Here is a 25,714-nt window from a genome sequence, read left to right as displayed (position 1 = left end):
TGACTCCTCCGTCAGCTAGAACTCAATTAGGTCATCAACAGCGGCGTGCAGCCAGCTGTTGAAATCAGGGAATTCGCCCTTGGCTTCCCACCCCGGAGACGCCCAGTCGTGCACCAGGGCCACTTTTCCTGTGTCCAAGTCAAAGCAGACGCAGTCATCGTTGTCCTGACGTTTTGCGAACAGCACCAAATGCCGCTCTCCGTAGCGCTTGCGGATCCCCTCTTGCAAGTCACGCAAATGATCGCCTGTCAGTATCCACCACGGTTCCAGCTCGAAGAGTTCCAGTTCCGCCAGCCGACGGAGTCCTCGAGGGTATGAGAATCCCTCTGGCAGTTCCTCGGATGTGAAAAGTAACTCGCTCATTGGTCCTCCATGGGAATAGCAACATCAATCTGCACAAACACTAAACCCCTGTGGCCGCACCTCTGCAGCCCGACCCCGGTTGCCGGCGCTGGGAGCGAAGACGGCCGATGCTGGCATCACGAGGCGAGTCATCATCGGCAGCCAATCGCCCCCACCCTCACAGCATGAATCCAGAGGTCTCGATTTTCTTGGAGCGCCGGAAGTTGGGCTGTTAATCACCGAGGCAAAATCAATGGGCTCCGGGACTGATGAGGAAATAGATGCCTTGGACCTTGCTTACGACAACCTCGTCCCCGACGATCAGTTCATCGAAGACCTTTTCATTGCACGACGGGACGCGCACCCCGAAGACTTCGCCCCAGTGCAGGACTAGCGCCGAGGGGCCTTCCACGCCCGCACGGCATACGGACGCCCACGCCGGGGTCAGGATCACGAAGCACTCACGGTGGGGCCATTAGTTTTCACCCGGACGGCACCTGTACTGGCCTGAACCGCACGGGCCCGCCGCATTCGGGGCCGTCAGGGTGCTCCCCGGTCGGCTCTGTTTCCTATCGGCAGCACGCGGGCAACACGGACACCCGAGGAGTTCACCGTGTCTACAAAGATGGAGGTGACACTGACGGGCGGCATCAGGTAAGGCGCAGACTGGGGCACCGGCCATCTGCCGTCCAGGTTCCTGGTTACCGGGGCCGGAGTGCAGCCCTCCCCGAAACATGCCGAAACCGACGCTGGATCGTGTGCAAAGACCAACTCCGCAGCGCCTGTGTGTGCGTGTCCGACCGCGGGGCAGATGGTGCTGACACCCCCACGCATAAACACAGCCACGGCCAGGACAACGGCCAGCACCCCAAAGACGACCAGAAGTAGCCCCCGGAGCTTCATTCCGCGAGCCTAACCAGGAAGCGAAGATTCTAGACGGCAATCCCTAAAGTCTCTATGCACGCTGCCGAGTCTCGCAAACTGTAAGTGGTGGCCTATTGCGTTCCGCTCGGCTCACACCAGTCGACGTGCATCATGCACGTTGAAGGATCCCTCAGGGTGGGGATGCGAGAAGCGCTTTCGACCAAAGATCCCGATGACGCTCTGCGTATAGGGTTGCCGCCCGCCAGTGGTCCCCATGGCCTTCGACATACATCGAACCCCACGGCTCATGCCCCGAGTCATGGGAAGACTTTAGGAGGTGATACATCGCCGCGGCGCGCTGAGACATCGCTTCTGGAAGTTGTCTGCGCATACGTCGATCGGCATCGTACCCACCAATGAAGGCCGTCAAATTCTGCGCGGCTTCCTTTGGCGTCTGGTTCGTGTCCGAGAGCGTGAATGCTTGTGCGGCGTAGGCCAGATCCCACAGTCGTGTGCTGGGTGCGGCAGCGTCCCAATCGATAAACGTCCAACGATCACCGATGATGAGATTCCATGGGGCCAGGTCGTTATGGCAGATCAACTCTTCGCCCGGTGATGGGATCGCTACGTTCCACCGCGCGTCACGCGGTGGAACGAATGACTCGCTCGCGTCGTGGATCGCGCGCACCATCGCTCCGACACGGTGAAGTTCCGAATGCGTGAGTGGTTCTGACCCGAGCCCGAGTCGCCCCGGAATGAACTCGGTGATTTGTCGGCCGTGCTCATCCTGGCCTAGGACCGCTGGCACGTCGACGCCAGCTTTCCTAACTGCTGTCATGAACTCGAAGACGCTCGGGGTCGAGTCCATCCACGACTTGCGTACCGTCGATCCAATGCGTACGACGCCACCGCTGACATTGCCACCTTCGAGTATCTGCTCGGCATCCATTACTCGATGCTAGCTCCGTCCCCAAGGGGATCGGCTAACGGGCACCAAGGGTGACATGTATCCGAGGAATCACACCGCTCGTCGTGGCATTTAGTTGTTCGTTGCCCCGTGCGGCAAGATGGCAGGATGCCTCTTGCCAATCTGCTCACCAGCCTCAGGGCACTTCCTGAATCGGGATCGCGAGACGCTTATCTGCAGTTCCTGGATGTGGCGGGGGACGCCGCGTTTCGTCGAAATGGTGGGCCGGAGCATGTCACCGGGTCCTGCTTCGTGTTTTCGCCTGAATTCGATCGTGTCCTGCTGTGTTTCCATCGCAAGGGGCGGTTCTGGGTGCAGTTCGGCGGCCACGTCGAGTCGGAGGACGCGTCGGTGGCGGAAGCTGCCCAGAGGGAGGCCCGCGAGGAGTCCGGAATTGATGACCTGGTCCTGCTTTCTCCAGCAATCGTGGATCTTGACCGACACGATCTGCATGGGGGATTCTCATGTACCGCCCATTGGGATGTGGGGTTCGCCGCGACAGCAAACCCGGATGTGGAAATCGCCGTGAGTGAAGAAAGCGATGACGTCCGCTGGTTCCCGATCAATGAATTACCAGTTCAAGTGCCGGCAGACTTCTGCGCGCGCTTGGAACGCGCTCGGCGAACTGCGATGTCACTGAGTGGGACACGGATCCGTTAGCAGTGCACGACAAGCTCGGTGTTGAGGCGGCCATTCGTGATGTTTCGGCTACTGCTGGTCTAATGTTGACCGATGATTGAACCGCGCCAACTCAGTGAGAGCGTCAGCATGCGTGTACTGCGCGTCAGTGATGCGGCGGCGCTTGCGGCCGCATATGTGCGCAACCGTGCCTACCTTTCACCGTGGGAGCCGCTACGGCCCGAGGAGTACTACACCGAGACCTGGCAGTCCGCCGACATTGCGAACCGCCTCGTCGCGCATGAAGCCGGGGAAGCGCATCCGCTCGGCCTGTTCGACGGCGATCGACTCATCGGTCGATTCAACGTGGCAGGAATCGTCCGTGGGCCCTTCCAGAGCGCGGGGCTCGGTTACTGGGTGGACAGCGAGTACGCAGGCCGCGGGCTGGCGTCCGCTACGGTCCAGGCGGTAGTCGAAATGGCGCGCGACGAACTCGGACTGCACCGCATCGAGGCGAGCACTCTTCTCCACAACTCTGCCTCGCAGCGGGTGCTGCTAAAGGCCGGATTCCAGAAGATTGGTATGGCACCGCGATACCTGCAGATCGCCGGAAAATGGCAAGACCACAACCTCTACCAAGTGGTCCTTCACGACTGAAGGTCAGCCTGCGACCATGAACACGTCCACCGGATCCTCGGTCTCCAGGACAAAGCCGTGGCGTTCGTAGAGGCGTCGGGCCGGGCTGCCTTGGAGCACGTTGAGCCGGAACGGCCGGTGGTCCTTGGACTCGCCCATGACACGCCGAAGCACGCTGGCCCCAAGCCCTTGCCCCTGGAATCCAGGGGCGATGTAGAAGTGTTCGATCCACAGCGCATCGGGCTCCGGGCGGACGGCGATGACACCGGCAGCTTGCCCTTCGACGGCAACGACGAAGGTGTGTTCCGACTGGAACGCATTCAAGAAACGCTCCCGAACCCGGACCGGGTCCCAACGCCCAAGCCGCTCCAAATCAGGACGCATGACGACGGCGCGCAGTTCCGCGATCCAACCGGCGTCAGAAGGCAGGGCGGGACGCAGCGAGAATTTTGCAGGCACCCGACCATTCAACCCCAATCGATGCCCTAAACAGTGAGCACCCGCACCGGATTGCCCCGCACCCACGCGCGGACATCCTCGAAGGCCCCGCCATAGAAATGGGCGTAGCTTTGCGAGGTGACATAACCCAAGTGCGGAGTAAGCACGGTTCGCGGGGCCGTGAGCAGGGGGTGGCCAGCCGGCAAGGGCTCGACGTCGTACACGTCCAGGGCCCTCCGCCGAGCCACCCTTCGTTGAGGCCGCGGAGGAGGGCGGACTCGTCCACAATCGGTCCACGCGAAGTGTTGACCAGGACGCCTTCCGGGCCGAGGAGCCGCAGTTCGTCCTCCCCGACGAGCCCCCGGGACCGTTCCGATAACCGCACGTGCACGGAAACGACGTCGGCTTCCCGGAAGAGTGCTTCCTTGTTTACTTTCCGGGCACCGGCCGCGGCGGCGGTCTCTTCCGTGAGGTTCGGACTCCAGGCAATCACCTCCATGCCGAAGGCCTTGGCGTAGCCGGCGATCTTGCTCCCGATCCTTCCCAGTCCGAGCACACCAAGCGTCTTTCCTGACAGTTCGAAACCAACGGTGGATTGCCAGTGGCCGCCACGCAGCCGATGGTCCTCGAACGGCACCTTTCGTGCGAAAGCCAGAAGCAGGGCCCACGTCAGCTCGGGCGCCCCGGCGGGTGAGCCGCCCGTCCCACAGACAGTGATGCCCTGCTCCTCGGCAGCGCGCAAGTCGATGGCTGCGTTGGCCATCCCGGTGGTGACCAAGAGCTTCAGCTTCGGCAGTTGCCGGAGGAACCCGGCGTCGAAAGCGGTCCGTTCCCGCATGGCCATGATGATGTCGAAATCGCGGAGGGCGTCCACCGCGTCAGCCGATGGCTCCGTGAAGACGGTGACATCGACGCCGTCGTCGGCGAGCTCGGCCCACGGCGCGTAGTCGTAGGCGACCGCTTGGTAGTCGTCGAGGATGGCAAGGCGCTGGCCCATGGAATTCCCTTTCGCTTGTCCGGATCGCGGTTCCGGATACGTGGAAAGTTACACCCGGGAGCCGGCGCTAGCTCTTCGGCAAGCCCGGCGGGTTCAGTTCCGACTTGGCGATCGCCTCGGAGGAGAGGCCCCAGCGGTCCAGGATCTTCCCGTACGTGCCGTTCTGGATCAGTTTGTTAAGGGCTGCCTGTGCCGCAACGGCCAACCCGTTGCCCTTCTTCGTCGTGAAGGCAATGTCCGCCTTAAGGGGCCAGCCGCCGTTGACTGTTCCCACCTGCTTGGTCTTGCCGTCCTTTGCGGCCTTGTACGCCGCTCCAGCGTTCGGGCCGAACGTCAGGTCCGCGCGGCCGGATTGCACGGCGAGCGAGGAAGCGGAGTCGTCGTCGTAGTACTGGAACTCAACCGGCTTCAGCCCGTTCTTCTTGTTCTCGGCGTCCCAGCGCAACAGGATCGCCTCTTGGTTGGTGCCCGAGCCCACGATGATGCGCTTGCCCGCCACGTCCTTGGCTTCCTTGATCTCACCGATCGTGGAGTCGCTCTTGGCGTAGTAGCCCAGGAGGTCCGTGCGATAGGTCGCGAAGTCGAACTTCTCCTTACGCGCCTCCGTGACCGTGACGTTGGAGAGGACGGCCTCGTACTTGCCCGATTCAACACCCAAGGGCCAATCGGCCCAAGCCACGGGAAGGACTTCAACCTTCAGGCCCAGCGTTTCTCCGACTGCGTAGGCGATATCGACTTCGTTGCCGATGAGGGTCTTGTTGTCCGTCGCGAAGAAGCTCAGCGGAGCGGTACCGCCCGTAGTCACCACGGTGAGTTTGCCGTCGGCCTTGACGGCCTCCGGGACGAGCGCCGCCGCGGCGTCGTCCTTGGTGACAGGGAGGCGGTTCTGCTCGGGGCTGAGGTTGAAGGTTTTGCCGGCCAAGCTGGCGGTGGGAGCGGACGACGACGGTCCGGCCGCTGAGGCGCCCGGGTCCGAGCACGCGGCGAGGCCGAGAGTCGTGGTTACGGCGAGTGCCAGCGCGGTACCTGTTTTGAGGCGTGAAATGGCCATGGAATCCCCTTCGAAAGTGATGGATGGTGTGCGTTGCTGCAACTATCCGGCAGCGTCCGGAACCGGTCAAAGCGCTCTGAAACGCTGGGATACAGGGGTTAACCGGGCTTCATTCGAGGTCCCGAAGGGTCACATAACAGCCACGGTGTAGGCTTCCCACACACAACCGCCGACACGTGAGGAGATTTTTCGTGAGCAACGAGCAAACCCCGGTTACACAGGCGCTGGATTCCTACGCGGCTGCTGTCCATGCGAAAGACGTGGATGCTTTCGCGGCGCTCTACGACGACAACGTCCACATCTACGATTCCTGGGGACAATGGCAATACACAGGAAACGAGGCTTGGCGGTCAACGGCTGGTGAATGGTTTTCTTCGCTCGGCGACCAGCGCGTGCAGGTCGAATTCAACGATGTGCGGTCCGTCGCAGGGGAGGAGGTAGCGTTCGGGCATGCGGCCGTGACCTTCACCGGAATCTCGGCGGCAGGCGAACGGCTCCGGGCGATGACCAACCGCTTCACCATTTGCCTTGAGAAGAAGGGCGACGCCTGGAAGATCGCCCACGAACACTCGTCCCTACCCATCGACCTGGAGACAGGCAAAGGCATCTTCACGAGCTGAGACGGAACCCACGCAAGCGAGAGAAATAACCCGGGCGCCGCCGTCGTTGTCGCAAGAGTGGCCGGGAAACCGGCCCTTTGAGCGAATCCACCTTCGAAAGGCCGGCATCACGTGACTGTTCCCCTCTCCATCCTCGACCTGGCAATCATTGGCAAAGGCCAGACGGCGGCGGAGAGTTTCGCCGGGAGCGTCGCCATGGCGCAACTGGCCGAACGGCTCGGCTACCGCCGGATTTGGTACGCCGAGCACCACAACATGGGCTCGATCGCTTCCTCGGCCACGAGCGTGCTGATTGCCCACATCGCGGCCAACACGAGCACCATCCGGCTCGGTGCCGGCGGTGTCATGCTGCCCAACCACTCGCCGCTCACCATCGCGGAGCAGTTCGGCACCCTCGAGACGCTGCACCCGGGCCGCATCGACCTCGGCCTCGGACGGGCGCCGGGCAGCGACCAGAACACGATGCGTGCCCTCCGCCGCGATCCCATGGCCGCGGACACCTTCCCCCAGGACGTGCTTGAACTACAGGGCTACCTCACGGGACCCACGCGGATCCAAGGGGTCGAAGCGACGCCAGGCAAGGGCACCAACGTGCCGCTATACATCCTCGGGTCCTCCCTTTTCGGGGCGCATTTGGCGGCGCAGCTCGGCCTGCCCTACGCCTTCGCCTCGCACTTCGCACCCAATGCGCTGCAGGACGCCGTCGCCGTCTACCGCCGCGAATTCAAGCCGTCCGAGCAGCTGCAGGAACCGTACGTGATCGCGGGCGTCAACGTCGTGGCCGCGGATTCGGCGGCCGAGGCCCAGCGGCTTTTCCTTGAGGTCAAGCGGGACCGCGTCTCCCGTTTCCTGGGCGGCGGACGCGAATTCACCGACGCCGAAGCGGACCTCATCCTCGATTCGCCGCAGGGCCAGCACATCGCGCAGATGGTGAAGTACTCGGCAGTGGGTACGCCGGAAGTAGTCCGCGATTACCTTGACGAGTTTGCCCGCCACGCCGACGCCGACGAAGTGATCGTCGCCCACCAAAGCACGGGCACGGAGCAGCGACTGCGTTCCGTGGAGCTGGTGGCGGAAGCCGTGGGGCTGGTCCGGGTGTAAGGACTGAGCGATCGGCGCGGCAGTTATCCGGAAGCGTGCGTCTAAGCGAGGAACGAGCGAGCACGCGGAGGATGGCTGTTGTGCCGATCAAACTCGTTACACCCCGGCAATACGCGGGTCATGGAGGCGAAACTACTCGGGCGGAAACTGGACGAATCCACCCCGGAAGGATCGTCCCCATGGCTACTCCGCTCAATTTGTCCGTGGCCGATTCGGCGCTGCTGACAAAATCGCTTCCGTTGGGCCTCCTGCGGACGGCAGTCCAGTCCGAGGCCGCCCACGACGGAATCACTCCGGAGCTGCTCGCGGAACTGAGGATGCTGGCCCGGACTCCGGGTCTCCTGGTGGCCTGCAACTACGGTGGAACCCTCTGCGCCGCGGAAGGGGTATCCACTGAGACGCTTCCTTTGGGGAGTGCCGCCGTCGCGCTCCGGGCACTGGCAGCCCTGCCGAACACGCACACGGCCGTCATCTCCGGCAGGTCGTTGCGGGACCTTGCCGCGGTGTCACGGCTTCCTGCGGAAGTCCACCTGGTCGGTTCGCACGGCGCTGAGTTCGACATGACCTACGCGTACAGCATCTCGATGGCTACAGAGGCCGTCCTTCAGCAGGCGGCCACAGCCCTCAACGAATCCATCGGTTTCGAAAAGGGCGTAAGCATCGAGCGTAAGCCCGTGGCCGTAGCCATTCATACGAGGCCGGCCACGCCTGCCGTCGTTGCCCGGGTGACTCGAGAGGCGCATCAGATCGCCCGTGAATTGGGCTTGTTTTTCATTGTGGACGGATCCGTGCTGGACCTGTCCATAGTGGAGCCCTCCAAAGACGCCGCGCTGGAGCATCTGCGTACACAGTTGGGGGCCAGCGCGGCCCTGTTTGCCGGCGACGCGGAGAGCGATGAGCTCGCGATCGCCACCTTGCGGGGCCCGGATCTTGGCTTGCACGTTGGAGATGGAGAAACCAAGGCGCGCTACCGCTTGCCGGATCCGGAATCCTTCGCCAAAGTGCTCGCCATTTTGTTCGAACTGCGCCGTGCGTGGCTGTTCGGCGAGGACGCGGTGGGGCTGGAACGGCATTCGATGATCGGCAACGGGACCTCGACGGCGCTGCTCACCCCGGAAGCCAAGATCTGCTGGATGAGCCATCCCCTCCCGGATTCAGGCTCGTTGTTTGCCCACATCCTTGGTGGAGACCCCGCCGGCCATTTCAGCGTGGAACCGGTCAAGACGTCGAAGGTGCTGGGCCAGCGCTATGTGGACAACACCATGATCGTGGAGACGCGCTGGGCCGACGTCACAGTCACTGACTACCTTGAGCCCGCACCGGACGGCATCACCAGCCTGGTCCGTGTCCTGTCCGGAACCGGCAGCGCACGGATTGTTTTCGCACCGCGGCCGGACTACGCCAACGCCCCGTTCAACATGGAAATCCGGGGCGAAGAGCTGCACGTCGTGGGCACCTCGGATCCCATCATTCTCTTCGCTCCCGGAGTGTCCTTCACCGTCACAAGCGACGGCAAACACGGCACCGCCACCGCGGAAGTCAGCCTCGCGTACGGTCCTGTCGTCATGAACCTGAGGTGCGGTGACACTGAGCCGACGACGCCGGACCCCACCGGAGAGCTCGCCCGGCGGGCCGCCGTCGCGCACCAATCCCGGCAGTGGGTCCGTGGGCTGGAACTGCCCGACATGAAACCGTCGTTGGTGCGGCGCTCGGCACTGGTCCTGAAAGCGCTGGTGCACGAGCCGACCGGGGCAGTCCTCGCGGCGCCAACCACGTCGCTGCCGGAAGGGATCGGCGGCACCCGCAATTGGGACTACCGCTATTGCTGGCTCCGCGACGGTTCCATGACGGTCAACGCGCTCGTGGATCTGGGTTCCACCGAAGAGGCAGACGGGTTCCTGCGTTGGCTGGGCCGCATCCTCGAGAACGCGCCCGGTCCGGAATGGCTGCACCCCCTGTACTCGGTGACCGGCTCCCCGTTGTCCACGGAGGCCATTATCGAGAGCCTGCCCGGCTACGCCGGCTCGCGGCCCGTGCGGATCGGGAACGCCGCCGACCACCAGGTGCAGCTGGACGTCTTCGGGCCGATCGCCGAACTCATCCAGACCCTCAGTAAGCGCCGCGGCACCTTGCCGGACGAGCACTGGAAACTCATGGAGCAGATGGCCTCGGCCGTACTGGCCCGCTGGCACGAACCCGACCATGGCATCTGGGAAGCCCGGCGCGCGCCTCGGCACCACATCTATACCAAGGTGATGTGCTGGGTGACGCTGGACCGGGCGATGCACACGGCGTTCCGGTTCCGGCGCCCCATCGGGGCCGAGTGGGAGGAAACGGCCAACACCATCCGCGCGGAAGTACTCCGCGAGGGCTGGGATGATTCCGCGAGCTCCTACACCGTGGCCTACGACAGCCCGGACTTGGACGCGGCTGTGTTGCACATCGGGCTCTCGGGCCTGCTGGATGTCCGCGACCAGCGCTTCCTGGACACCGTCACCGCCGTCGAGCGGGAACTTCGGGTGGGTCCCACCGTGTTCCGGTACAGGTACGACGACGGCTTGCCGGGTTTGGAGGGCGGGTTCCACATCTGCACCACGTGGCTGATTGAGGCGTATCTGGCCGTTGGCCGGCTGGACGACGCGCTGGAGTTGTTCAACCAGCTCGTGGCGCTCTTCGGTCCGACCGGACTGCTTCCGGAGGAATTCGACCCCGGCACGGAGACCCACTTGGGAAACCACCCGCAGGCGTATTCGCATTTGGGCTTCATTCGCTGCGCGCAGCTCCTGGACAGCTACCTGGACTCGGTGGACGAAGAGTAGGAATTATCTAGGTGAGCAGCAGGGCCACTGCGATCATTGCCGGGACGGCCACCACCGTGGTGATCAGGACCGTATCCTTGGCCACGGTGATTCCCGTGTTGTAGCGGCTCGCGGCCACGAATACGTTCTGGGCAGTGGGCAGGGCCGCCGTGACCACCACGGCGAACAAGGCATGCGCTTCCAGGCCCAGCGCGAAGCGGGCGAACAGGTACGCCATCGTGGGGTGGACAAAGAGCTTGAAGCCACTGGCCAGGAGCGCGTCCGTCCTGCGGCCGGTGTCCTTTTGCAGGGGCCTGGAGCCGTTCAGGCTCATCCCGAACGCCATGAGCATTGCGGGAATGGCGGCTCCGCCGATCAAATGGATCGGATCCATGATGAGCGAAGGCACTTGCCAGCCCGTTCCAGCCACCACCAAACCGAGGGCCGACCCCACGATCATCGGGTTCCGCACGATCATCAGGAGGAACCGCAGGGGAGTGGTGCGGTGGGCGCTGGTGCTGGCATCGAGCGCCATCAGGTACATGGGCGTGAAGAACGCGAGCTGGAAGATCAGCAGCGGTGCCACATAGCTTGCATCGCCCAGGACGAACACCGCGATAGGGATGCCGAGGTTCGCGGAGTTGGCCAGGGAAGCGCTCATGGAGGACATGAGCGATTCGGGCAGGGAACGTTTGAGCCAGAACTTCACGATGATGAAGAACAAGCTGCCCGTGGCGACGGCGCCCACCGCCGTGACGAGGAGCGGAGCGGCAAAGATGTCGCGAAGATGGGCCTTGCCAAGGGTTTCAAAGAGGAGCGCCGGGCTTGCGACGAAGAAGGTCAGGCCGCTCAGGACCGAACGGGCGTTGTCCCCCAGGATCCCGCGCTTGCCGACGAACATGCCCACCAGAATGATGGCCCACACCACGAAGAACCCGGAAAGGACGCCCAGCACTACGGCCTCCGGAGGGGGACGGGCGCGGGGCGGCGTGGGTTCACAGTCCCAGCCTAAATCAGCTTTATTCGGCTGTAAGGCTCGACGGCGGCATGTTCCGCCATGTGGACCGCGAAGAAGGGGTGCCGGGAAGGACGGGTAGTCTAGTTCAGCTGGGCGTTGTTGAGGGCGTGCGGCGGGCGCATGATGCCCGGAGTGATGCCTTCGGCGGGATCGCTGCCGAGCTGGACGATCTTGTTGGCCCTGTCCACATGGACAACCTTGGGCTGGTAGGCCTTGGCCTCTTCGGTGGTCATCTCCGCATAGGTGATGAGGATGACGACGTCGCCCACGTGCACGAGGTGCGCTGCGGCACCGTTGATGCCAATGACTCCGGAGCCTCGCTCGCCGGCAATGGTGTAAGTCTCAAGGCGTGCGCCATTAGTCACGTCAACGATGGAGACGAGCTCGCCGGGGAGAATATCCGCGGCATCCAGCAGATCCAGGTCGACCGTCACTGAACCTACATAGTGCAGATCGGCATGGGTCACCGTGGCGCGGTGGATCTTGGACTTAAACATTGTGCGGTTCATAACGTGACAAGTTTAGCGCGTGGCCGCTCGATCGCCGGGTGATGCATGACACAGGCTATGCCTTTGCGCTGGCCTTCCCTGCCTGCCGCCTCTTCAAGGAGCCGTAGCCAGCGAGCAGTTTGGGGACAACCAGGTAGACGGCAGTAGGAACCACTACGAGAGTCAGGACGAGGGCGCGCAGTGCGGGGTGCCATGACTCCGTGAGTGGGGCGAGGATCGTCATGCCGATTGCCACGAGGGGGAAGATGGCCAGCCACGTGATCACTGCACGGATGTGTACAGAGGGTACGTGCAGGGAGGGGGCGTGCACAGAGTGCGCGGAAGGCACGGAAACCGGCGCAACCGCGGCGTTGTCCGCAGGTGCGGCAAGGGGGATTCGGGTGCTCATGACATTCTCCAACTAATTGGTTGCTTTCTGCGTGAGTTCAGACTAGACCGCGCTGACAAAAACTGCAACTACTTGGTTGGAATCTGTTAAGATTAGGAAATGGCATGGGATACCGAGCGGACCAAGCGACTCCTCCTTGAGGCGGCGACTGCCGAGTTTTGCCAATTCGGACTCGCCGGGGCCAGGGTGGACCGCATCGCCGCCGCGGCCGGAGTCAACAAGGAGCGGATCTATCAGTACTTCGGCAAGAAGGACCTTCTTTTCGACGCCGTGATCGCGTCCCAGCTCAGCAAGGTGGTGGACGAAGTGCGCATCGAGGGCGCTGGTCCCGAAGCTTTGGCCGACTACGCCGGACGCCTGTTCGACCATCACCACCAGGACGCCACCCTTCCGAGGCTGCTGTTTTGGGAAGGTCTGGAGCGGGGCGAATACGTGGTGAACCGCCCGGACAGGGCCGCGAATTGCAGCAACAAGGTTGACAGTGTTATCCGAGCCATGCCGGGGACGTCCAGGGAAGACGCGGCCGATTTGATGCTCACCATCATCGCGCTGTGTGACGCCTGGCCCGTACTGCCTGAGCTGGATGGCCTCATGGCCGGCAGCAAGGGGTCAAGCAGGGCGGAGCGCCGCCGCGAGGCGATCGTCCGGACCGTCCTCCTGGCCGCGCAGGCGCTAGCTACGCCTGCTTATTGAGTGTTCTGCCGATGATTGCCTGCGTCAGTGCGTCCACTACCTCGGCGTTCGCCAACGGGTTGCGGATCAAGGTGAAGTCGACGTCGCCCACGGGCGGGAGGTCGAAGCGCTTGGTGATCACCGTGAGGTCCTCGGGAACCAGCGACGACGGCATCACGGCGACGCCGATGCCTGCCCGCACCGCCGCTAAGACGCCGGCAATCTGCTTGGTAGAGCAGGTGACCCGCCAGGTCCGGCCCATGGCCTCCAAAGCGTCGATGGCCAGTTTCCGGCTGACGCTCGGGGCTGGATAGCAGATCAGCGGCACAGGGCTGGCAGGGTCCAGCACCGTCTGCTCGACGCCCACCCACGCAAACTTGTCATGCCGGACAACAGTGCCGTCCTTCGCCTCGCCCACCCACTTCACGAAGACGAGATCCAACTGGCCCGCGTTGACGCGTTTGTAGAGTTGGTCGCTCTGGCTGACGGTGAGTTCAAGGTTGATCTGGGGGTACAGCTGCCGGAACTCGCGCAGGATCCTAGGCAAGCCCGTAATGGCGAGATCGTCGGCGGTTCCGAATCGCAAGCGGCCGCGCATCGCGGAGCCGGAAAAGTACCTTGCGGCGGAATCGTGCGCGGAGAGGATGTTGCGGGCAAAGCCTGCCATGGCGTCGCCATTGTCCGTGAGCCGGACATCCCGGGTGTCGCGGGCTACGAGCGCCCGTTTGGCCGCCATCTCCAGCTTTCTTACGTGTTGGCTGACCGTGGGCTGGGCCAGGCCGAGGCGCTCGGCCGCCTTCGTGAAACTCAAAGTCTCGGCCACGGCCAGGAAGGACCGCAGCTGCACGGGTTCGAACACGGGACTCCTTGAATAGCTACGTTCACCGCCGCTCGCGTCGGTGTATTGCACTTCGCAATGCTAGTTATACAGCCAATTCACTTCCATAATCACCGCGGCCAACCCTAGCGTTAAAGGCATCCCAGCGAAACGCCTATCCAAGGACTACTTTTGGCACCCCCACCGCCCTCAGCGGCAAACGTCAGCCAACCCGCCATCGATTCCCTCGCCGCAAGCAGCCGAATTCCGCACGCTGCCGACCCGGACACGGTCACCCAGCCAATCGCCGTCGTCAGCGAACGGCTGCCCTGGCGGCACACCTTCATTTCCCTCAAAGTACCCAACTTCCGGATTTTCGCCATGGGCCACTTCGTGGCCGTCATCGCACTCTGGATGCAGAGGATTGCCCAGGACTGGTTGGTACTCCAGCTCTCCGGCTCCGTCACCGCCGTCGGAATAACCGTGGCATTGCAGTTCACGCCGTCGCTGTTCCTGGGCCCCTGGGGTGGCATGATGGCGGACCGCTTCCCCAAGCGACGCATCCTCATCCTGTGCCAGAGCGTCGCGGCCTCCCTGGCGGCCATCCTTGCCGTCTTGGCGCTGAGCCAGCACATCGAGGTGTGGCACGTTTACGTGATCGCGTTTGTCCTAGGCCTCGTGACCGTCCTGGACCAGCCCGCCCGGCAGGTCTTCGTCAACGAACTCGTGGGACCGAAATACCTGCGCAACGCCATCAGCGTCAACTCCACCACGTTCCAGCTGGGCGGCCTGATTGGCCCCGCCCTGGCCGGCGTGCTGCTCACCGCGGTCGGAGCGGGCTGGGCCTTCGCGGCGAACGCGGTGGCCTGCTGCTCCACTGTCACCATGCTCTTGATGCTGCGCAAGAATGAACTTTATGTCAGCACGCCTGTGCCAAAACGCAAGGGAATGCTTGCGGAGGGACTGCGTTACGCCCTCAGCAAGCCCACCATTTACTGGCCGTGGCTCATGGCCGGTTTCATAGCGGTCTTCGCGATGAGCCTGCCTGTGCTCCTCGCCGCCTTCGCGGACCATATCTACCATGCCGGTGCCGGCGGCTACGGCTTGCTCAACGCCATGGTTGCCCTTGGAGCGCTTGCTGGAGCAATCACTTCGGCCCGCCGCCGCCAATTGCGCCTGCGCTCGGTGGTGCTGTGCGCCGGGATGTACGGCTTGATGCTGTGCCTGGCCGCGTTGGCGCCATCCATGGTGTGGCTCTCCGCTGCCATGGTCCTCTCCGGATTCTGGTGCCTCATGTTCCTGACCGCCGCAAACCAACTAGTCCAGGTCAGTGCCAACATGAGCATCCGCGGCCGCGTCATGAGCCTCTACATCATGGTGCTCATCGGCGGCCAAGCCATCGGTGGACCCATGATCGGCTGGCTTGCCGAGCACCTGAACCCGCACGCAGCGCTCTTGGTGTCGGGCGGGGTGCCGGCGCTCGCAGCGGCGACAGTCGCCGTCGTGCTCGCCCGGAAGTCTGAATTGCGGCTCAAAGTGAACGTCCGGGACCGACGCCGGATGGTGCGGATCGTCCCGCAGTCGGCGTAGTGCCGAACACGGCCAGCCGGGCGCCCACAAGGCGCCCGGCTGGCCGTGTTCTTAGGCTTCGAGGCGACTACGCCGCAAGGTGCGGATAGTCCGCTGAGCGGCCTTGGAACTGGAGTACGTCCGGGTTGCGGATGATGCCGTCCCGGATCTCGATGGCTCGCGAGATCGTTTCGCTGGCGTCCCAGGCCTCGGGGCCAGAAATGACAGTCTCGAGGAACGGCAGGAGCGCTTCGCTGATCTCCCAGCTGGACGAATTCCACAGGTAGGACGGGCTGTGGTCCACGGCGTAGTAGTTGATGTGCTCGCCCACCGTGAACATGGGCTCGGCGAACGTCGTGGTCCGCGCCCAACTGAAGCCCATGCCTTCGTCGCAGGAGACGTCAACAATCAAGCTGCCCGGCTGGAACGCGTCCAGGTCCTCGGTCCGCAGGTACGTCAGCGGCGAGTTCGGGTCCTGCAGCGTGCAGTTGACCACGATGTCGCTCGCGGCAAGGAACGGCGCCAATGGCAGGCGGCCGCGATCGGTGATGACTTCGCTCAGGAAAGGGGCGTTCTGGTCGTGGTCGAACTGCACTATGCGCACCGAGTGGATGGGGGAACCCACCGCCGCAACGCCGCGGTTGGTCAGCACCTGGACGTCGTGGATGCCGTGGGCGTTCAGCGCTGTGACCGCACCACGCGCTGTGGCTCCGAAACCAATTACGACGGCGCTCAGCCGCCTCCCGTAGTCGCCCGTCGAGCCCGTCAGCGCAAGGGCGTGGATGACGGAACAGTATCCCGCAAGCTCGTTGTTCTTGTGGAAGACGTGAAGGCCGAAGCCGCCGTCGCTGGCCCAGTGGTTCATCGCTTCGAACGCGATCAGGGTCAGCTTCTTGTCGATGGCTAGCTGGGTGATGGTCCTGTCCTGGACGCAGTGCGGCCAGCCCCAGAGAACCTGACCGTCGCGGAGGTCGGCGACGTCTTCTGGCTGCGGTTTGGGCAGGAGGATGACATCGGAATCCGCGATCAATTCTTCGCGGCGTGCCATGCCACCGACCAGAGGCTCAAGTTGGCTGTCAGAAAAGCCGAAGCGTTCGCCGTAGCCGCGCTCCAGCCGGATGTGTTGCCGGAGTTCCGGAGCAATGCGCTCCAAATGCAGAGGATGGACGGGTAGCCGACGCTCGTCCGGCTTCCGCGATGACGACAGGATGCCAAGTGTCATGGCGCCTATATGGCCGCTCACTTTTTGTTGCCGGTTGCCGGCTTGGCCACCGTGGTTGCGGAGGACTCTGAGGCCCTCTTATCCGCGCGCTTTTCTTTGATGGATTTGCCGGATTTTTTCGATGCAGCTTGGCGAGGTGATTTGTCAGCCATGATCGCTCCCTAGAGCAGAGCCGAAATGGCTCCTAGCTCCTGACGATACACCCAGGGGGTGGGGCGCCTTGTATCCGGGCGGCTGGCCGTTCACGGGAAAAGTGGGCCATTGGCGAGAAAATGGAGCGGGCGACGGGAATCGAACCCGCGTATCGAGCTTGGGAAGCTAGCGCTCTACCATTGAGCTACGCCCGCATTGCTCCGCACATCAGCCGGAGCAGATCCCAGCTTAGCGCAGATGGCGCGGTGTTCCAGACACAGACTCACCGGTATCACGGTCTCATCAATTTCCCTCCGGAGCTCGTAAAGATTCGGTTAAGGCTCGACGTGGGTGTGTCGTGCCGCGCCGCGCCTGACTATTCTGTAGCAGTTAGCTGCTGTGTCATGGGGAACCCGGCTATGTCCAAGAGCCGTACGCCGAAAGAGGATTCCGTGGCATTTGCAGAGCATGAAGTACTCATCGGTCGCGACGCCATGACCGTCTACCAATTCCTGGTGGACGGCCTGAACAATCCCTTGTGGCGCAGCGGAATCAGGAGCATTTCCCTCCGTTCCGGACATGCCGGCGAAAAGGGCGCGGTCTACCAGCAGACTTTGGCAGGCCCGGGCGGGCGGCCGATCGCGGCTGACTTCCAAATCACCGAAGCCAGGCCAGGCGCTGAAGTGCGTTTCGCCGTCGTCGCCGGTCCTGCGCGGCCCACCGGCGGCTATTACCTCAGCACCGAGGGCCCCAATACCCGGCTGCGGTTCGCCCTGGAGTACCACCCCAAGGGCTTGCAGAAACTCATGAACAGCATGATCCAGAAGACCATGGAAGGTGAAGTGGTCCAGCTGGAGCGGCTCAAGTCTGTCATCGAGGAGCAGACCTCCGAGGCATAATCCCCACCGCCTCCCTCGCCTCGCTCCGCTCGCCCAGGGAACCCTGGCGGCGTGGGCCCAGTTACTGCGCCAGCTTGAGTCCGCCCAAACCGCTTACCGGAGTGCTCGGCGTCGTGAGGCGTCCGCCAGTCAGGTCCCAATACTCGATCGTTCCGTTGCCCAGCAGGCCCGCGACTCCAGTGGAGTTGAGGCCAGTGACACCCTTGAGTGAGCGCAACCCGGAGTAGTCCGTCCATCCGGTTCCCACCACCAGCCGTGCTTCTGACTTCGGCGTGGTGAGCCCCGAACCGCGGTAGAGGCGCAGGTTCCCGTTTGCCTCCACGGCCAGCAGGTCCTGGAAGCCGTCGGCGTCATAGTCCACCATGCTCAGGCGGATTGCACTGACGCCCGAGCCCACTTGTGTACGTCCGACCAGGGCGGTGAGCCCCAGGTTCCGGTACAGGTAGAGCGCGCCGGTGGAATCGGTGGCGAGGATCTGCGGGAGCCTGTTGTTCCCGCACCAGGTGCCCACGGCCATCGTCAGAGATTGCCAGCCCGATCCACCCAACGTCACCGGCGCCTTGAATCCCCCGCCCACCAGGCCGGGGTAGAGCAGGAGCCTGCCGTCCAGCATTTGGACGAGGACGTCGATCACGCCGTCACGGTCCCAATCCGTGGTCATGACTTCCTTCGCCCCGGTGAAACCGGACCCGACCGTCCGGGCCGCACCGAACGTACCGTTGCCGAGGGCCGGGTAGCCCCTTAGGTTGCCGGAGGGGTCGACGGCGACGAGGTCACCGGCGCTGCGGATGGCTGCCGCACTGAGGTCCAGCGTGGGCGGCTGGTGCTTCGCGATAGGGTCGCAGACGCTCGGGGGCGGAAGCTGGGGAGGGGCCGTGCCCGCGCCAGGGCTGTTGACGGTGCCGGCGGGGAGCGTCGTATAGCCAAAGAGATTGACCACGCCCCACATCGTGTAGCTATTGGGGGTGGTCTGGTAGTTGCCGTCCGTGAAGGTGATTCCGACGCCAATCACGTTGAAACGGGGATCACGCAGCAGCGCATCGTGGGCGGGTGAGCTTTTCCACCATTCGACAAGCTGGGCGGCATTCCGATCCCAGCGGACCGCGATGATCTCGCCCGCGCCGTTGTTGGGGTTCAGTGCCCTGGGATCGGTCCAGAAGTTGGGGCGGTGTTCGATCACCTGGCGGCTGGCGATGTTGTTGGACCAGTCCTGCGAAAGCGTGGACACCGTGGGGTTGTACTTCACCGGATTCAAGCCAAGCGAAGTCCTGTAGGCATTGATGGCGTTGAACACGGCCAACACCTGGGCGGAATTGTCGTCGTTGACCAATGCATGCGGTGAAACCAGCGGGACAGCTGCGGGGGAGGACTTCGACTGGTCCGGAGCCGGATCCGCCTGCGGGACATCTCCTGCGCCGGGGAGCGGGTCCGGGCCGGATGCCGGCGGGATAGAGGGCACCGGGGGCGGTCCGTCCACCGCCCGGGGCGACGATCCGTTGCCGGGCTCGACGGCGGGGCTTGCCTGCGCGGGCGAGCTCGCCGCTTGGACGGTTGACCCGGTGCCCGCGCCCTCGGGGACAGCTGCAACGGGGGCCGCCGCGGCCCGGGCTGCGGTGGTGGGCGCGGTGGCCGGTGGTGACCCCGGCGCAGGTGCGGCCTGCGGAAGGCCGGATCCCGACGGCGGTGCGGACGCCGTCGTCGTGCTTTCAGTACCTGCGGTGGTGCTTGAGGTGGAAGGCGCGCCCGCTCCGGAGAGCAGAGCCGGGACGGTTAGCGGACCGGAGGCAGGGGCCATTACCGTCAGAAGGCAGGCCGCCAGTACGGCAACGGGCACCGCAATTCGTCTCAATGTTTCCCCAGATTCGCATTGTGCCACCGTTCCCATACACAACAGCGGTAACGGCAGTCTATGTGGTGCACTATAGTCCCATGCGCCACTCCGGCACCACGGGGTATGGGGCGCATATACGGTACTTTTGATCCTGTGCTGATCTCTGACCGCGACATACGTGCCGAAATCGACTCCCGACGTATCGTCCTGGAGCCCTACGACCCCGCGATGGTTCAGCCGTCTTCGGTGGATGTGAGGATTGACCGTTTCTTCCGGCTGTTCGACAACCACAAATACGCGCACATCGACCCCTCCGAGGAGCAGCCTGAGCTGACCCGCCTGGTTGAGGTCGAGGGCGACGAGCCCTTCATTCTGCACCCGGGCGAGTTCGTGCTCGGTTCAACGTATGAGACCGTGAGCCTGCCCGACGACGTCGCCGCACGACTTGAAGGAAAGTCTTCGCTGGGCCGCCTCGGATTGCTGACGCACTCTACGGCCGGCTTCATCGACCCTGGGTTCTCGGGCCATGTGACGTTGGAACTGTCCAATGTTGCCACGTTGCCCATCAAGCTGTGGCCTGGCATGAAGATCGGCCAACTGTGCTTCTTCCGTCTATCCTCTGCCGCCGAACATCCGTATGGTTCCGGCGGTTACGGCAACCGCTACCAAGGCCAGCGCGGCCCCACCGCGAGCCGCAGCCACTTGAACTTCCACCGGACGTCTGTTTAGCCCCTGCCTGCTTGGGTTTTCCAGGACGCTCGCTCAGATATGTGGGCAATACCGCGGACGCTCGCTCAGATCATGTGAGCGAGCGTCGGCGGGAAACGCCCTAAAAGTGAGCGAGCGTCGGAGGCGGGGCCAACGGAGCTCACGCCTCGAAGGACGCAATCGGCTCGGATGCCTTCGGTTTGCGGGGGGACTTGCGGAAGGCCTTGACCGTCGGCTCCACGAAGCGGGCTGCGAGCGGTCCGATGATGGCCATGAGCAGCACATACGCGGTGGCGAGGGCGGCAAGCTCGCGCGGTACGACTCCCGACGCCACGGCCAGGCCTGCGATGACAATGGAGAATTCACCGCGGGCGATCAGGGCGGCTCCCGCGCGGAAACGGCCGGGAACGGCGATCCCCGCCCGCTTTGCCGCCCAGAATCCGGTCAGTACCTTGGTCACGGCTGTCGCGAGAGCAAGGAGCAGCGCCCAGCCCAGCACTGGGGGAATGGTTGACGGGTCGGTGTTGAGTCCGAAGGCCACGAAGAAGATCGCCGCGAAGAGATCCCGCAGAGGTTCAAGGATCCGCGTCGCGTTGTGGGCAGTTGCCCCCGAAATGGCAATTCCCAGCATGAACGCCCCCACCGCCGCGGAGACCTGGAGGGCGGACGCGATGCCAGCCACCAAGAGCGCGGCTCCGAGGAGATTGAGCAGGAAGACTTCGGAGTTTTCGCTGTGCACGGCCTGGGATACCCGGTGGCCGTGTTTGAGGGCCACCACCAGCACCAGGGTGACCACGGCCAACGCAATACCCACCGTCTGGAGCCCGCCCAGGAAGCCCACGCCAGCGAGGATCGCCGTCAGGATCGGAAGATAGATGGCCATGGTGAGGTCTTCGAACACCAGAATGGCCAGCACCACTGGCGTCTCACGGTTACCGATACGGCCGAGGTCCGTGATCACCTTCGCGGCGATGCCGGAGGAAGAAATATAGGTGACGCCACCCATGACGATCGCCCCCACAAGTCCCCAGCCAAGCCACACGGCGATGCCCGCACCCGGAAGGAAGTTCAACACCAGGTCCAGCACACCGGCTTGCCATGAGCGCCTCAGGCCGGTGACGAGTTCCGCCGCCGTATATTCCAAGCCGAGCATCAACAGGAGCAGGATGACGCCGATTTCGCCGGAAAGATGGGCGAACTCGTGCATACCATCCAGTTTGATCAGTCCACCCGCCCCGAACGCCAGTCCCCCCACCAGATAGAGCGGAATGGGGGACATGCCGATCCTGCCAGCCAAGCGCGCCAAGAGGCCGAGACAGAATACGACTGCGCCCAGCTCAATGAGGGTCAGGGCCAGGGGGTCCATGAACGTCAGCCGTTGCGCAGAATGGCAGCCGCAGAGTCAAGACCTTCCTGCGTACCGACAGCCACCAGCAGATCACCCGTGTGAAGGACGACGTCGGGAGCCGGTGAGGGAACCACTTCGCCTTCGCGCATGATCGCCACGATCGAGACACCACTGCGGGTGCGGATCTGGGCTTTGCCCATGGGCTGGTTGTTGAAAGGGGAGTCTGCGGTAATGGAGAACTGCCGCGTGACGATGCCGGGGATTTCCTTGTGGGCTTCGGCCAAACGCATGGCGATGTGCTGCCCGCCCAGGAGGTTGCCCAGGGCGGCGGCTTCGTCTGCGGTCAATGGAATGGATGCCTGGCAGGTATCGGGATCGTCCCACGTGGAGACGAAAAGCTCGGTCTCACCCTCCCGCATCTCGACAACACCGATCCGGCGTCCCGAGGCCGTGATGAAATCCTTGCGGACCCCGAGGCCTGGAAGTTCTGTCTCATCCACGTTCATAAGTCCACCCTAGCCCTCTTGAAGGGGCGGCGGAATGACGCCACTCGCAGCCGCCGCACAAAGCGGTCCGCGCCTTTCTAAGGGGTCAAAGCCAGGCCGCGCGCGGCGTCGTCGTAGTACTCGCGGTTCGCCAATCGGGCGGCGGCTGCCTCGTCCAGAACCACCACAGTGTCGGCATGCCATTGCAGGATCGAACCAGGGCACGACGCCGTCAGCGGGCCCTCGACGGCGGCAGCGACCGCGGCGGCCTTCGCGGCACCAGTGGCGATGAGCACCAGCCGGCGCGCATCCAGCACAGTCCCCAATCCCTGGGTGATGCAGTGAGTCGGGACGTCGGCGTCGTGGTCGAAGAACCGGGCGTTGTCCCGCCTCGTGCGGGCGGTCAACCGCTTCAGCCGCGTCCGGGAGGACAGGGAGGAGCCGGGCTCATTGAAGCCCACATGGCCGTTGGCGCCGATGCCCAGGATCTGTACGTCGACGCCTCCAGCAGCTGCTATCGCGGCATCATACGCTGCAGCTACGGCCTCGAGCTCGGCCTGCGTGGCGCCGGTGCCGTCAGGAACGTTCAGCCCCGCCAGCGGGAGTCCTATGACATCGCAGACCTCGCGGATCAGCACCTGGCGGTAGGACTGGACATGTCCAGCCGGAAGGCCCACGTATTCGTCCAAGGCGAATCCCTTCGCGGCCGAGAAATCCACGAGGCCCGCGGCCGCCGCAGCTGCGAGCTCCGCGTACAGTCCCAGCGGAGACGAACCGGTGGCCAGTCCCAGTACTGGTCCCCTGCCCGCAGGGAGTCCTGCGAGGACGGCGTGGGCGGCGGCCGAAGCAGCCGATTCCGGGGTGGTCGTGACGATGACTTCCATGGCAACTTTCTGTGGATGGGTTGGGCGCTAGCTAGCCAAGGTCAGGCTTTGACAGTGCCGTTCAGCAGCGCCGTCAGGGCCTGGGACACCGTAAGCGACGCACCATAGGTGACGATGTCCGCCCCGCCGCGCGGCCAGCCGCACTCGACGGCGATCACCGCGTGCCCCTCCGCCCTCAAGCGGGCAAAGACGGTCCACAACGGGTGTTCGGCATCCAGGCCGCGCCCGACGACGGCGACCCGCGCGCCGTCGGGCACCTCGCCTTCGCGGACCACTGCCGAAGTCGTGGCCGCGGGTCCCCACGGCACGCGGCCGACGGCGAAATTGGACCCCGTTTCAACCTGCACGATCGCCACGGGTTCTTGCCGGGCGAGCCACCTTTCGGCAGCTTCGGACACTTCGAAGGCCTCGGCGATGCGCTCGCCGTCGAGCCCCATCGCATTGGTAAGCACGCCGGAAAGCTGCGGCTCGCCATGAAGTCCCAGCTGGCCCCTGATGGCAGCCTCCTGGATTTCCGCGGCGCCCGCAGCGGGGAAACGCGAGGACAGTGCTGCCGTTCGGGCAACCGCGTCCGCGAGGCGCTGCATGGGCAATCGCCCCTCTTCAACGGCATCGGCGATTGCGGTGATCGTTTGCTCGAAGAGGGCCGGTCCAGTTTCCGAACCAAGGCACAGGAGGTCCGCCCCGGCAATCAGTGCCCGGACGGCTGCTTCCGGAACACCGGTCTCGGCGGACGCGCCGGCCATGTCCAGGGCATCCGTGATGATGACGCCGTCGAATCCCATGTCACGGCGCAGCAAGTCCTGAAGGATACGCGACGAAAAGGTCGCCGGGTGGTCCGGGTCCAGGGCTTCGACCAGGATGTGGCTGGTCATGACCGTGGCTCCGCGGGCCGCGACGAGCGCACGGAACGGTACCAGCTCGCGGGTATCCAACGTAGCGGCGTCGGCCGTGACACGGGGGAGCGCCAGGTGGGAGTCCGTGGTGGTGTCGCCGTGGCCCGGGAAGTGTTTGGCGCAGGAGGCCACACCGGCGTCTTCGAGGCCGCGGATCCAGGCAGCGGTATGCCGGGCGACCAGATCCGGTTCGGCTCCGAAGCTGCGGACGCCGATCACGGGATTGTCCGGGGCCGAATTGACGTCTGCATCGGGGGCGAGGTTCAAGTTGATGCCGAGGCCCGCGAGTTCGTGGCCGATCGCGCTGGCGCTCGCAGCGGTCAGTTCGACGTCGTCCAAACGGCCGAGCACAGCGTTTCCGGGCTGCGTCGATCCCGTGGGGTAGTGCAGCCTGGTGACGTCGCCGCCCTCTTCATCGACGGCGATGAGCGTGTTCGGGGAATGTGCCCGCAGCCCGGCGCAGAGCTCGCGCAACTGGACGGGGGACGCCACGTTGGTGCCATAGAGGCACACAGCCGCCAGCCCGGCGTCGTACGCTTCAAGGATCCAGACGGGGACGGCGATGCCGGTGAATCCGGGCATGAGGGCTCCTGCCGCGAGGCGGCGGAGGTGGGCGCGGTCGGGCCCGGTGGCAAAGGACTGAGTAACGGGGGACTGAATCGTGTCCATGTCCGGCTCCTTCGAAGGGATGCTTGGCTGGCTAGTCAGGGCTGGAAGAGGCGCAGGCGCGGCACTTAGGCCACACCAAGCTGGTTCCAGAGGACCATCACGGCGGCTCCGCGCAGGACAATGTCCTGTGCATCTGCGGCGAGACGGACGGACACCGGTGAAGGGTCCTGGTGCAAGAGCCGCTCAAGCAGGGTCTGCTGGACGGCGTTGAGAAGGGAACCTTCCAAAAGCTCCCGGGGTCCGCTGAGGACCACTTCGCCCAAATCGAGGGCGCCAACCACGGGTGCGAGGGCGATGGCGAGCCGCTCGCCTGCTTCCCGGAGAACGACGTCGGCCGCGGCCTCCGGTTCGGAGCTCGCCGCTGCTTCGGCCAGGGCCCGTTCGAGGCTGGGGACGGACATCCAGGTTTCGAGGCAGCCTGTTTTGCCGCACTTGCACATGGCCCCGCCGTCGGTGCCGACCGTGACGTGGCCGATTTCGCCCGCCGCGGAGTGGGCGCCCCGGGCACGCCTGCCGCCTACTATGAGCCCTGAACCGACACCGCGGCCGATTTTCACGAGGACTTCGTCGTCACTGCCGCCGCCGAAGGTGTGGTCCGCATGGACTGCGGCGTCGGCGTCGTTGGAGACGAGGGTCGGCAAGCCAGTGCGTTCCTGGAGGAGATCGCGTAGGGCGACGTCCTTCCATCCGAAGTTGGGGGCCGTGGTGACCACGCCGTCCGCATTGACGATGCCTGGGGTCCCGACGCCGATCCCCAGCAGTGTGGCGTTGGCCCGTCCGACGGCCGCCGAAGCGAGTTCGAGGACCTGGTTGACGACGTCCAGGCCTGTCTCATCGGAGAGGGAGCGTTCCACACGTTCGAGGATGTTGCCGTCAAGGTCCAGGACAGCGGCGCGCAGCACGGAATTTTCGGCCAAATCCACGCCGATCACCTGAAGGCCTTGGCGATTGATGTCCACCAGGATGGCCGGCTTGCCGGGGCGGACTTCATCAGAGTGCCCCAGCTCCACCACATGGCCGCGTTCCAGGAGGTCCGAGACGAGGTCGGATACTGTGACACGGGTCAGGCCCAGGGTCCGGGAGAGTTCCGCGCGGCTCATCGCCCCTGCCGAGTGGAGCGTCTGGCGCACCAAGGAGAGGTTGTGGGCGCGCCCGTCGGAAGGCAGGGTCGCTGCGCTTGTTCGATCGGTGCGCTGGCGGTCTCGAAGGGCTTCCATGTGAGTTAGTAAACTCTA

At 64.2% G+C, this 25,714-nt stretch carries 26 protein-coding genes, 1 tRNA gene and 1 pseudogene; 9 read left to right on the top strand and 19 right to left on the bottom strand.

Annotated elements, in window-relative coordinates; all coding sequences use genetic code 11:
• Positions 1–15: 15 nt before the first annotated feature.
• The 3 genes from QRN52_RS19995 to QRN52_RS19985 form a co-directional block, all read right to left on the bottom strand.
• The gene (locus QRN52_RS19995; protein WP_284755265.1) at positions 16–363 is read right to left on the bottom strand and encodes a hypothetical protein; all 348 of its coding nucleotides are present in this window, start codon (positions 361–363) and stop codon (positions 16–18) included.
• Between the two features lie 229 nt (positions 364–592).
• Positions 593–796 (bottom strand): hypothetical protein, encoded by a 204-nt coding sequence (locus tag QRN52_RS19990; protein ID WP_284755264.1) that lies wholly within the window; start codon positions 794–796, stop codon positions 593–595.
• Positions 797–1,396: 600 nt separating this feature from the next.
• A complete protein-coding gene (locus QRN52_RS19985) occupies positions 1,397–2,155 on the bottom strand; it encodes a phosphotransferase (protein WP_284755262.1) in 759 nt (252 codons plus the stop codon).
• A gap of 108 nt (positions 2,156–2,263) precedes the next feature.
• On the opposite strand from QRN52_RS19985, the gene QRN52_RS19980 reads away from it, so the two are divergent.
• Both QRN52_RS19980 and QRN52_RS19975 read left to right on the top strand, forming a co-directional pair.
• Positions 2,264–2,833 carry an NUDIX hydrolase gene (locus QRN52_RS19980; protein WP_284755260.1) on the top strand — a complete coding sequence of 190 codons (570 nt, stop codon included), beginning with the start codon at positions 2,264–2,266 and terminating at the stop codon, positions 2,831–2,833.
• A gap of 72 nt (positions 2,834–2,905) precedes the next feature.
• Positions 2,906–3,448 carry a GNAT family N-acetyltransferase gene (locus QRN52_RS19975; protein ID WP_284755258.1) on the top strand — a complete coding sequence of 181 codons (543 nt, stop codon included), beginning with the start codon at positions 2,906–2,908 and terminating at the stop codon, positions 3,446–3,448.
• A gap of 3 nt (positions 3,449–3,451) precedes the next feature.
• Here QRN52_RS19975 and QRN52_RS19970 read toward each other — a convergent pair whose 3' ends face one another.
• From QRN52_RS19970 to QRN52_RS19960, 3 genes and pseudogenes are all read right to left on the bottom strand, one after another.
• On the bottom strand, positions 3,452–3,886 hold the full coding sequence (locus tag QRN52_RS19970) for a GNAT family N-acetyltransferase (protein ID WP_284755257.1): 435 nt from the start codon (positions 3,884–3,886) through the stop codon (positions 3,452–3,454).
• Positions 3,887–3,912: 26 nt separating this feature from the next.
• Positions 3,913–4,862, bottom strand: a pseudogene (locus tag QRN52_RS19965) (D-2-hydroxyacid dehydrogenase family protein).
• Positions 4,863–4,929: 67 nt separating this feature from the next.
• Positions 4,930–5,913, bottom strand: a complete 984-nt coding sequence (locus QRN52_RS19960) for an ABC transporter substrate-binding protein (protein WP_284755255.1) — start codon at positions 5,911–5,913, stop codon at positions 4,930–4,932.
• A 191-nt stretch (positions 5,914–6,104) separates the two neighbouring features.
• Here QRN52_RS19960 and QRN52_RS19955 point away from each other — a divergent pair, with 191 nt between their 5' ends.
• The 3 genes from QRN52_RS19955 to QRN52_RS19945 all read left to right on the top strand — a co-directional run bounded on the left by QRN52_RS19955 (position 6,105) and on the right by QRN52_RS19945 (position 10,453).
• Complete coding sequence (locus QRN52_RS19955; RefSeq protein WP_284755254.1) at positions 6,105–6,533, top strand: YybH family protein; 429 nt, start codon at positions 6,105–6,107, stop codon at positions 6,531–6,533.
• A gap of 111 nt (positions 6,534–6,644) precedes the next feature.
• Positions 6,645–7,634 carry an LLM class flavin-dependent oxidoreductase gene (locus tag QRN52_RS19950; RefSeq protein WP_284755252.1) on the top strand — a complete coding sequence of 330 codons (990 nt, stop codon included), beginning with the start codon at positions 6,645–6,647 and terminating at the stop codon, positions 7,632–7,634.
• Positions 7,635–7,813: 179 nt separating this feature from the next.
• A complete protein-coding gene (locus QRN52_RS19945; protein ID WP_284755250.1) occupies positions 7,814–10,453 on the top strand; it encodes a trehalase-like domain-containing protein in 2,640 nt (879 codons plus the stop codon).
• Between the two features lie 7 nt (positions 10,454–10,460).
• Here the strand turns inward: QRN52_RS19945 and QRN52_RS19940 are convergent, their stop codons facing one another.
• The 3 genes from QRN52_RS19940 to QRN52_RS19930 form a co-directional block, all read right to left on the bottom strand.
• On the bottom strand, positions 10,461–11,387 hold the full coding sequence (locus QRN52_RS19940; protein WP_284755248.1) for an AEC family transporter: 927 nt from the start codon (positions 11,385–11,387) through the stop codon (positions 10,461–10,463).
• Positions 11,388–11,530: 143 nt separating this feature from the next.
• Positions 11,531–11,959, bottom strand: a complete 429-nt coding sequence (panD, locus tag QRN52_RS19935) for an aspartate 1-decarboxylase (RefSeq protein ID WP_172465683.1) — start codon at positions 11,957–11,959, stop codon at positions 11,531–11,533.
• 55 nt (positions 11,960–12,014) lie between these two features.
• On the bottom strand, positions 12,015–12,347 hold the full coding sequence (locus tag QRN52_RS19930; protein ID WP_284755246.1) for a putative antibiotic biosynthesis monooxygenase: 333 nt from the start codon (positions 12,345–12,347) through the stop codon (positions 12,015–12,017).
• A 99-nt stretch (positions 12,348–12,446) separates the two neighbouring features.
• Between QRN52_RS19930 and QRN52_RS19925 the strand changes: the two genes are divergently transcribed.
• Positions 12,447–13,040, top strand: coding sequence for a TetR/AcrR family transcriptional regulator (locus QRN52_RS19925; RefSeq protein ID WP_284755245.1), 594 nt, complete (start codon positions 12,447–12,449; stop codon positions 13,038–13,040).
• Here QRN52_RS19925 and QRN52_RS19920 read toward each other — a convergent pair.
• Positions 13,024–13,878 carry a LysR substrate-binding domain-containing protein gene (locus QRN52_RS19920; protein ID WP_059389831.1) on the bottom strand — a complete coding sequence of 285 codons (855 nt, stop codon included), beginning with the start codon at positions 13,876–13,878 and terminating at the stop codon, positions 13,024–13,026. The genes QRN52_RS19925 and QRN52_RS19920 overlap by 17 nt on opposite strands.
• A gap of 150 nt (positions 13,879–14,028) precedes the next feature.
• Here QRN52_RS19920 and QRN52_RS19915 point away from each other — a divergent pair, with 150 nt between their 5' ends.
• Positions 14,029–15,426 (top strand): MFS transporter, encoded by a 1,398-nt coding sequence (locus QRN52_RS19915; RefSeq protein ID WP_284755243.1) that lies wholly within the window; start codon positions 14,029–14,031, stop codon positions 15,424–15,426.
• A 67-nt stretch (positions 15,427–15,493) separates the two neighbouring features.
• On the opposite strand, the gene QRN52_RS19910 is transcribed toward QRN52_RS19915, so the two are convergent.
• The 3 genes from QRN52_RS19910 to QRN52_RS19900 form a co-directional block, all read right to left on the bottom strand.
• Positions 15,494–16,627 carry a N(5)-(carboxyethyl)ornithine synthase gene (locus QRN52_RS19910; protein ID WP_284755241.1) on the bottom strand — a complete coding sequence of 378 codons (1,134 nt, stop codon included), beginning with the start codon at positions 16,625–16,627 and terminating at the stop codon, positions 15,494–15,496.
• A 17-nt stretch (positions 16,628–16,644) separates the two neighbouring features.
• Entirely contained in the window at positions 16,645–16,779 is a 135-nt protein-coding gene (locus QRN52_RS19905) for a hypothetical protein (protein ID WP_264637052.1), read from the bottom strand.
• A gap of 121 nt (positions 16,780–16,900) precedes the next feature.
• Positions 16,901–16,974: transfer RNA gene (locus tag QRN52_RS19900), tRNA-Gly, on the bottom strand.
• Positions 16,975–17,211: 237 nt separating this feature from the next.
• Between QRN52_RS19900 and QRN52_RS19895 the strand changes: the two genes are divergently transcribed.
• Entirely contained in the window at positions 17,212–17,658 is a 447-nt protein-coding gene (locus tag QRN52_RS19895; RefSeq protein ID WP_284755288.1) for an SRPBCC family protein, read from the top strand.
• 61 nt (positions 17,659–17,719) lie between these two features.
• Here the strand turns inward: QRN52_RS19895 and QRN52_RS19890 are convergent, their stop codons facing one another.
• Positions 17,720–19,492 (bottom strand): CAP domain-containing protein, encoded by a 1,773-nt coding sequence (locus QRN52_RS19890; protein ID WP_284755239.1) that lies wholly within the window; start codon positions 19,490–19,492, stop codon positions 17,720–17,722.
• Between the two features lie 150 nt (positions 19,493–19,642).
• Between QRN52_RS19890 and dcd the strand changes: the two genes are divergently transcribed.
• Positions 19,643–20,218: a dCTP deaminase gene (gene dcd, locus QRN52_RS19885; protein WP_078107361.1), complete on the top strand. Its 576-nt coding sequence runs from the start codon at positions 19,643–19,645 to the stop codon at positions 20,216–20,218.
• Between the two features lie 139 nt (positions 20,219–20,357).
• On the opposite strand, the gene QRN52_RS19880 is transcribed toward dcd, so the two are convergent.
• The 5 genes from QRN52_RS19880 to QRN52_RS19860 form a co-directional block, all read right to left on the bottom strand.
• Positions 20,358–21,563, bottom strand: a complete 1,206-nt coding sequence (locus tag QRN52_RS19880) for a cation:proton antiporter (RefSeq protein WP_284755237.1) — start codon at positions 21,561–21,563, stop codon at positions 20,358–20,360.
• A gap of 5 nt (positions 21,564–21,568) precedes the next feature.
• Positions 21,569–22,051, bottom strand: coding sequence for a cation:proton antiporter regulatory subunit (locus QRN52_RS19875; protein ID WP_059389838.1), 483 nt, complete (start codon positions 22,049–22,051; stop codon positions 21,569–21,571).
• 77 nt (positions 22,052–22,128) lie between these two features.
• Entirely contained in the window at positions 22,129–22,914 is a 786-nt protein-coding gene (locus QRN52_RS19870; RefSeq protein WP_284755236.1) for a glucosamine-6-phosphate deaminase, read from the bottom strand.
• A gap of 41 nt (positions 22,915–22,955) precedes the next feature.
• Complete coding sequence (locus QRN52_RS19865; RefSeq protein ID WP_284755235.1) at positions 22,956–24,479, bottom strand: glycoside hydrolase family 3 protein; 1,524 nt, start codon at positions 24,477–24,479, stop codon at positions 22,956–22,958.
• A gap of 65 nt (positions 24,480–24,544) precedes the next feature.
• The gene (locus QRN52_RS19860) at positions 24,545–25,696 is read right to left on the bottom strand and encodes an ROK family transcriptional regulator (RefSeq protein WP_284755234.1); all 1,152 of its coding nucleotides are present in this window, start codon (positions 25,694–25,696) and stop codon (positions 24,545–24,547) included.
• Positions 25,697–25,714: the final 18 nt, after the last annotated feature.

The organism is Arthrobacter sp. efr-133-R2A-120 (genome assembly GCF_030209835.1).
Taxonomy (GTDB): Bacteria; Actinomycetota; Actinomycetes; order Actinomycetales; family Micrococcaceae; genus Arthrobacter.
Note: the sequence above shows the minus strand (reverse complement) of the source record. Positions and strands in the feature narration are given on the sequence as shown.

What these genes read in the sequence shown, in the direction of transcription:
- QRN52_RS19995 (WP_284755265.1), bottom strand. Translation starts at nt 363, where the DNA reads ATGAGCGAGTTACTTTTCACATCCGAGGAACTGCCAGAGGGATTCTCA.
- QRN52_RS19985 (WP_284755262.1), bottom strand. Translation starts at nt 2,155, where the DNA reads ATGGATGCCGAGCAGATACTCGAAGGTGGCAATGTCAGCGGTGGCGTC.
- QRN52_RS19975 (WP_284755258.1), top strand. Translation starts at nt 2,906, where the DNA reads ATGATTGAACCGCGCCAACTCAGTGAGAGCGTCAGCATGCGTGTACTG.
- QRN52_RS19960 (WP_284755255.1), bottom strand. Translation starts at nt 5,913, where the DNA reads ATGGCCATTTCACGCCTCAAAACAGGTACCGCGCTGGCACTCGCCGTA.
- QRN52_RS19945 (WP_284755250.1), top strand. Translation starts at nt 7,814, where the DNA reads ATGGCTACTCCGCTCAATTTGTCCGTGGCCGATTCGGCGCTGCTGACA.
- panD (WP_172465683.1), bottom strand. Translation starts at nt 11,959, where the DNA reads ATGAACCGCACAATGTTTAAGTCCAAGATCCACCGCGCCACGGTGACC.
- QRN52_RS19930 (WP_284755246.1), bottom strand. Translation starts at nt 12,347, where the DNA reads ATGAGCACCCGAATCCCCCTTGCCGCACCTGCGGACAACGCCGCGGTT.
- QRN52_RS19925 (WP_284755245.1), top strand. Translation starts at nt 12,447, where the DNA reads ATGGCATGGGATACCGAGCGGACCAAGCGACTCCTCCTTGAGGCGGCG.
- QRN52_RS19910 (WP_284755241.1), bottom strand. Translation starts at nt 16,627, where the DNA reads ATGACACTTGGCATCCTGTCGTCATCGCGGAAGCCGGACGAGCGTCGG.
- QRN52_RS19905 (WP_264637052.1), bottom strand. Translation starts at nt 16,779, where the DNA reads ATGGCTGACAAATCACCTCGCCAAGCTGCATCGAAAAAATCCGGCAAA.
- QRN52_RS19880 (WP_284755237.1), bottom strand. Translation starts at nt 21,563, where the DNA reads ATGGACCCCCTGGCCCTGACCCTCATTGAGCTGGGCGCAGTCGTATTC.
- QRN52_RS19875 (WP_059389838.1), bottom strand. Translation starts at nt 22,051, where the DNA reads ATGAACGTGGATGAGACAGAACTTCCAGGCCTCGGGGTCCGCAAGGAT.
- QRN52_RS19870 (WP_284755236.1), bottom strand. Translation starts at nt 22,914, where the DNA reads ATGGAAGTCATCGTCACGACCACCCCGGAATCGGCTGCTTCGGCCGCC.
- QRN52_RS19865 (WP_284755235.1), bottom strand. Translation starts at nt 24,479, where the DNA reads ATGGACACGATTCAGTCCCCCGTTACTCAGTCCTTTGCCACCGGGCCC.
- QRN52_RS19860 (WP_284755234.1), bottom strand. Translation starts at nt 25,696, where the DNA reads ATGGAAGCCCTTCGAGACCGCCAGCGCACCGATCGAACAAGCGCAGCG.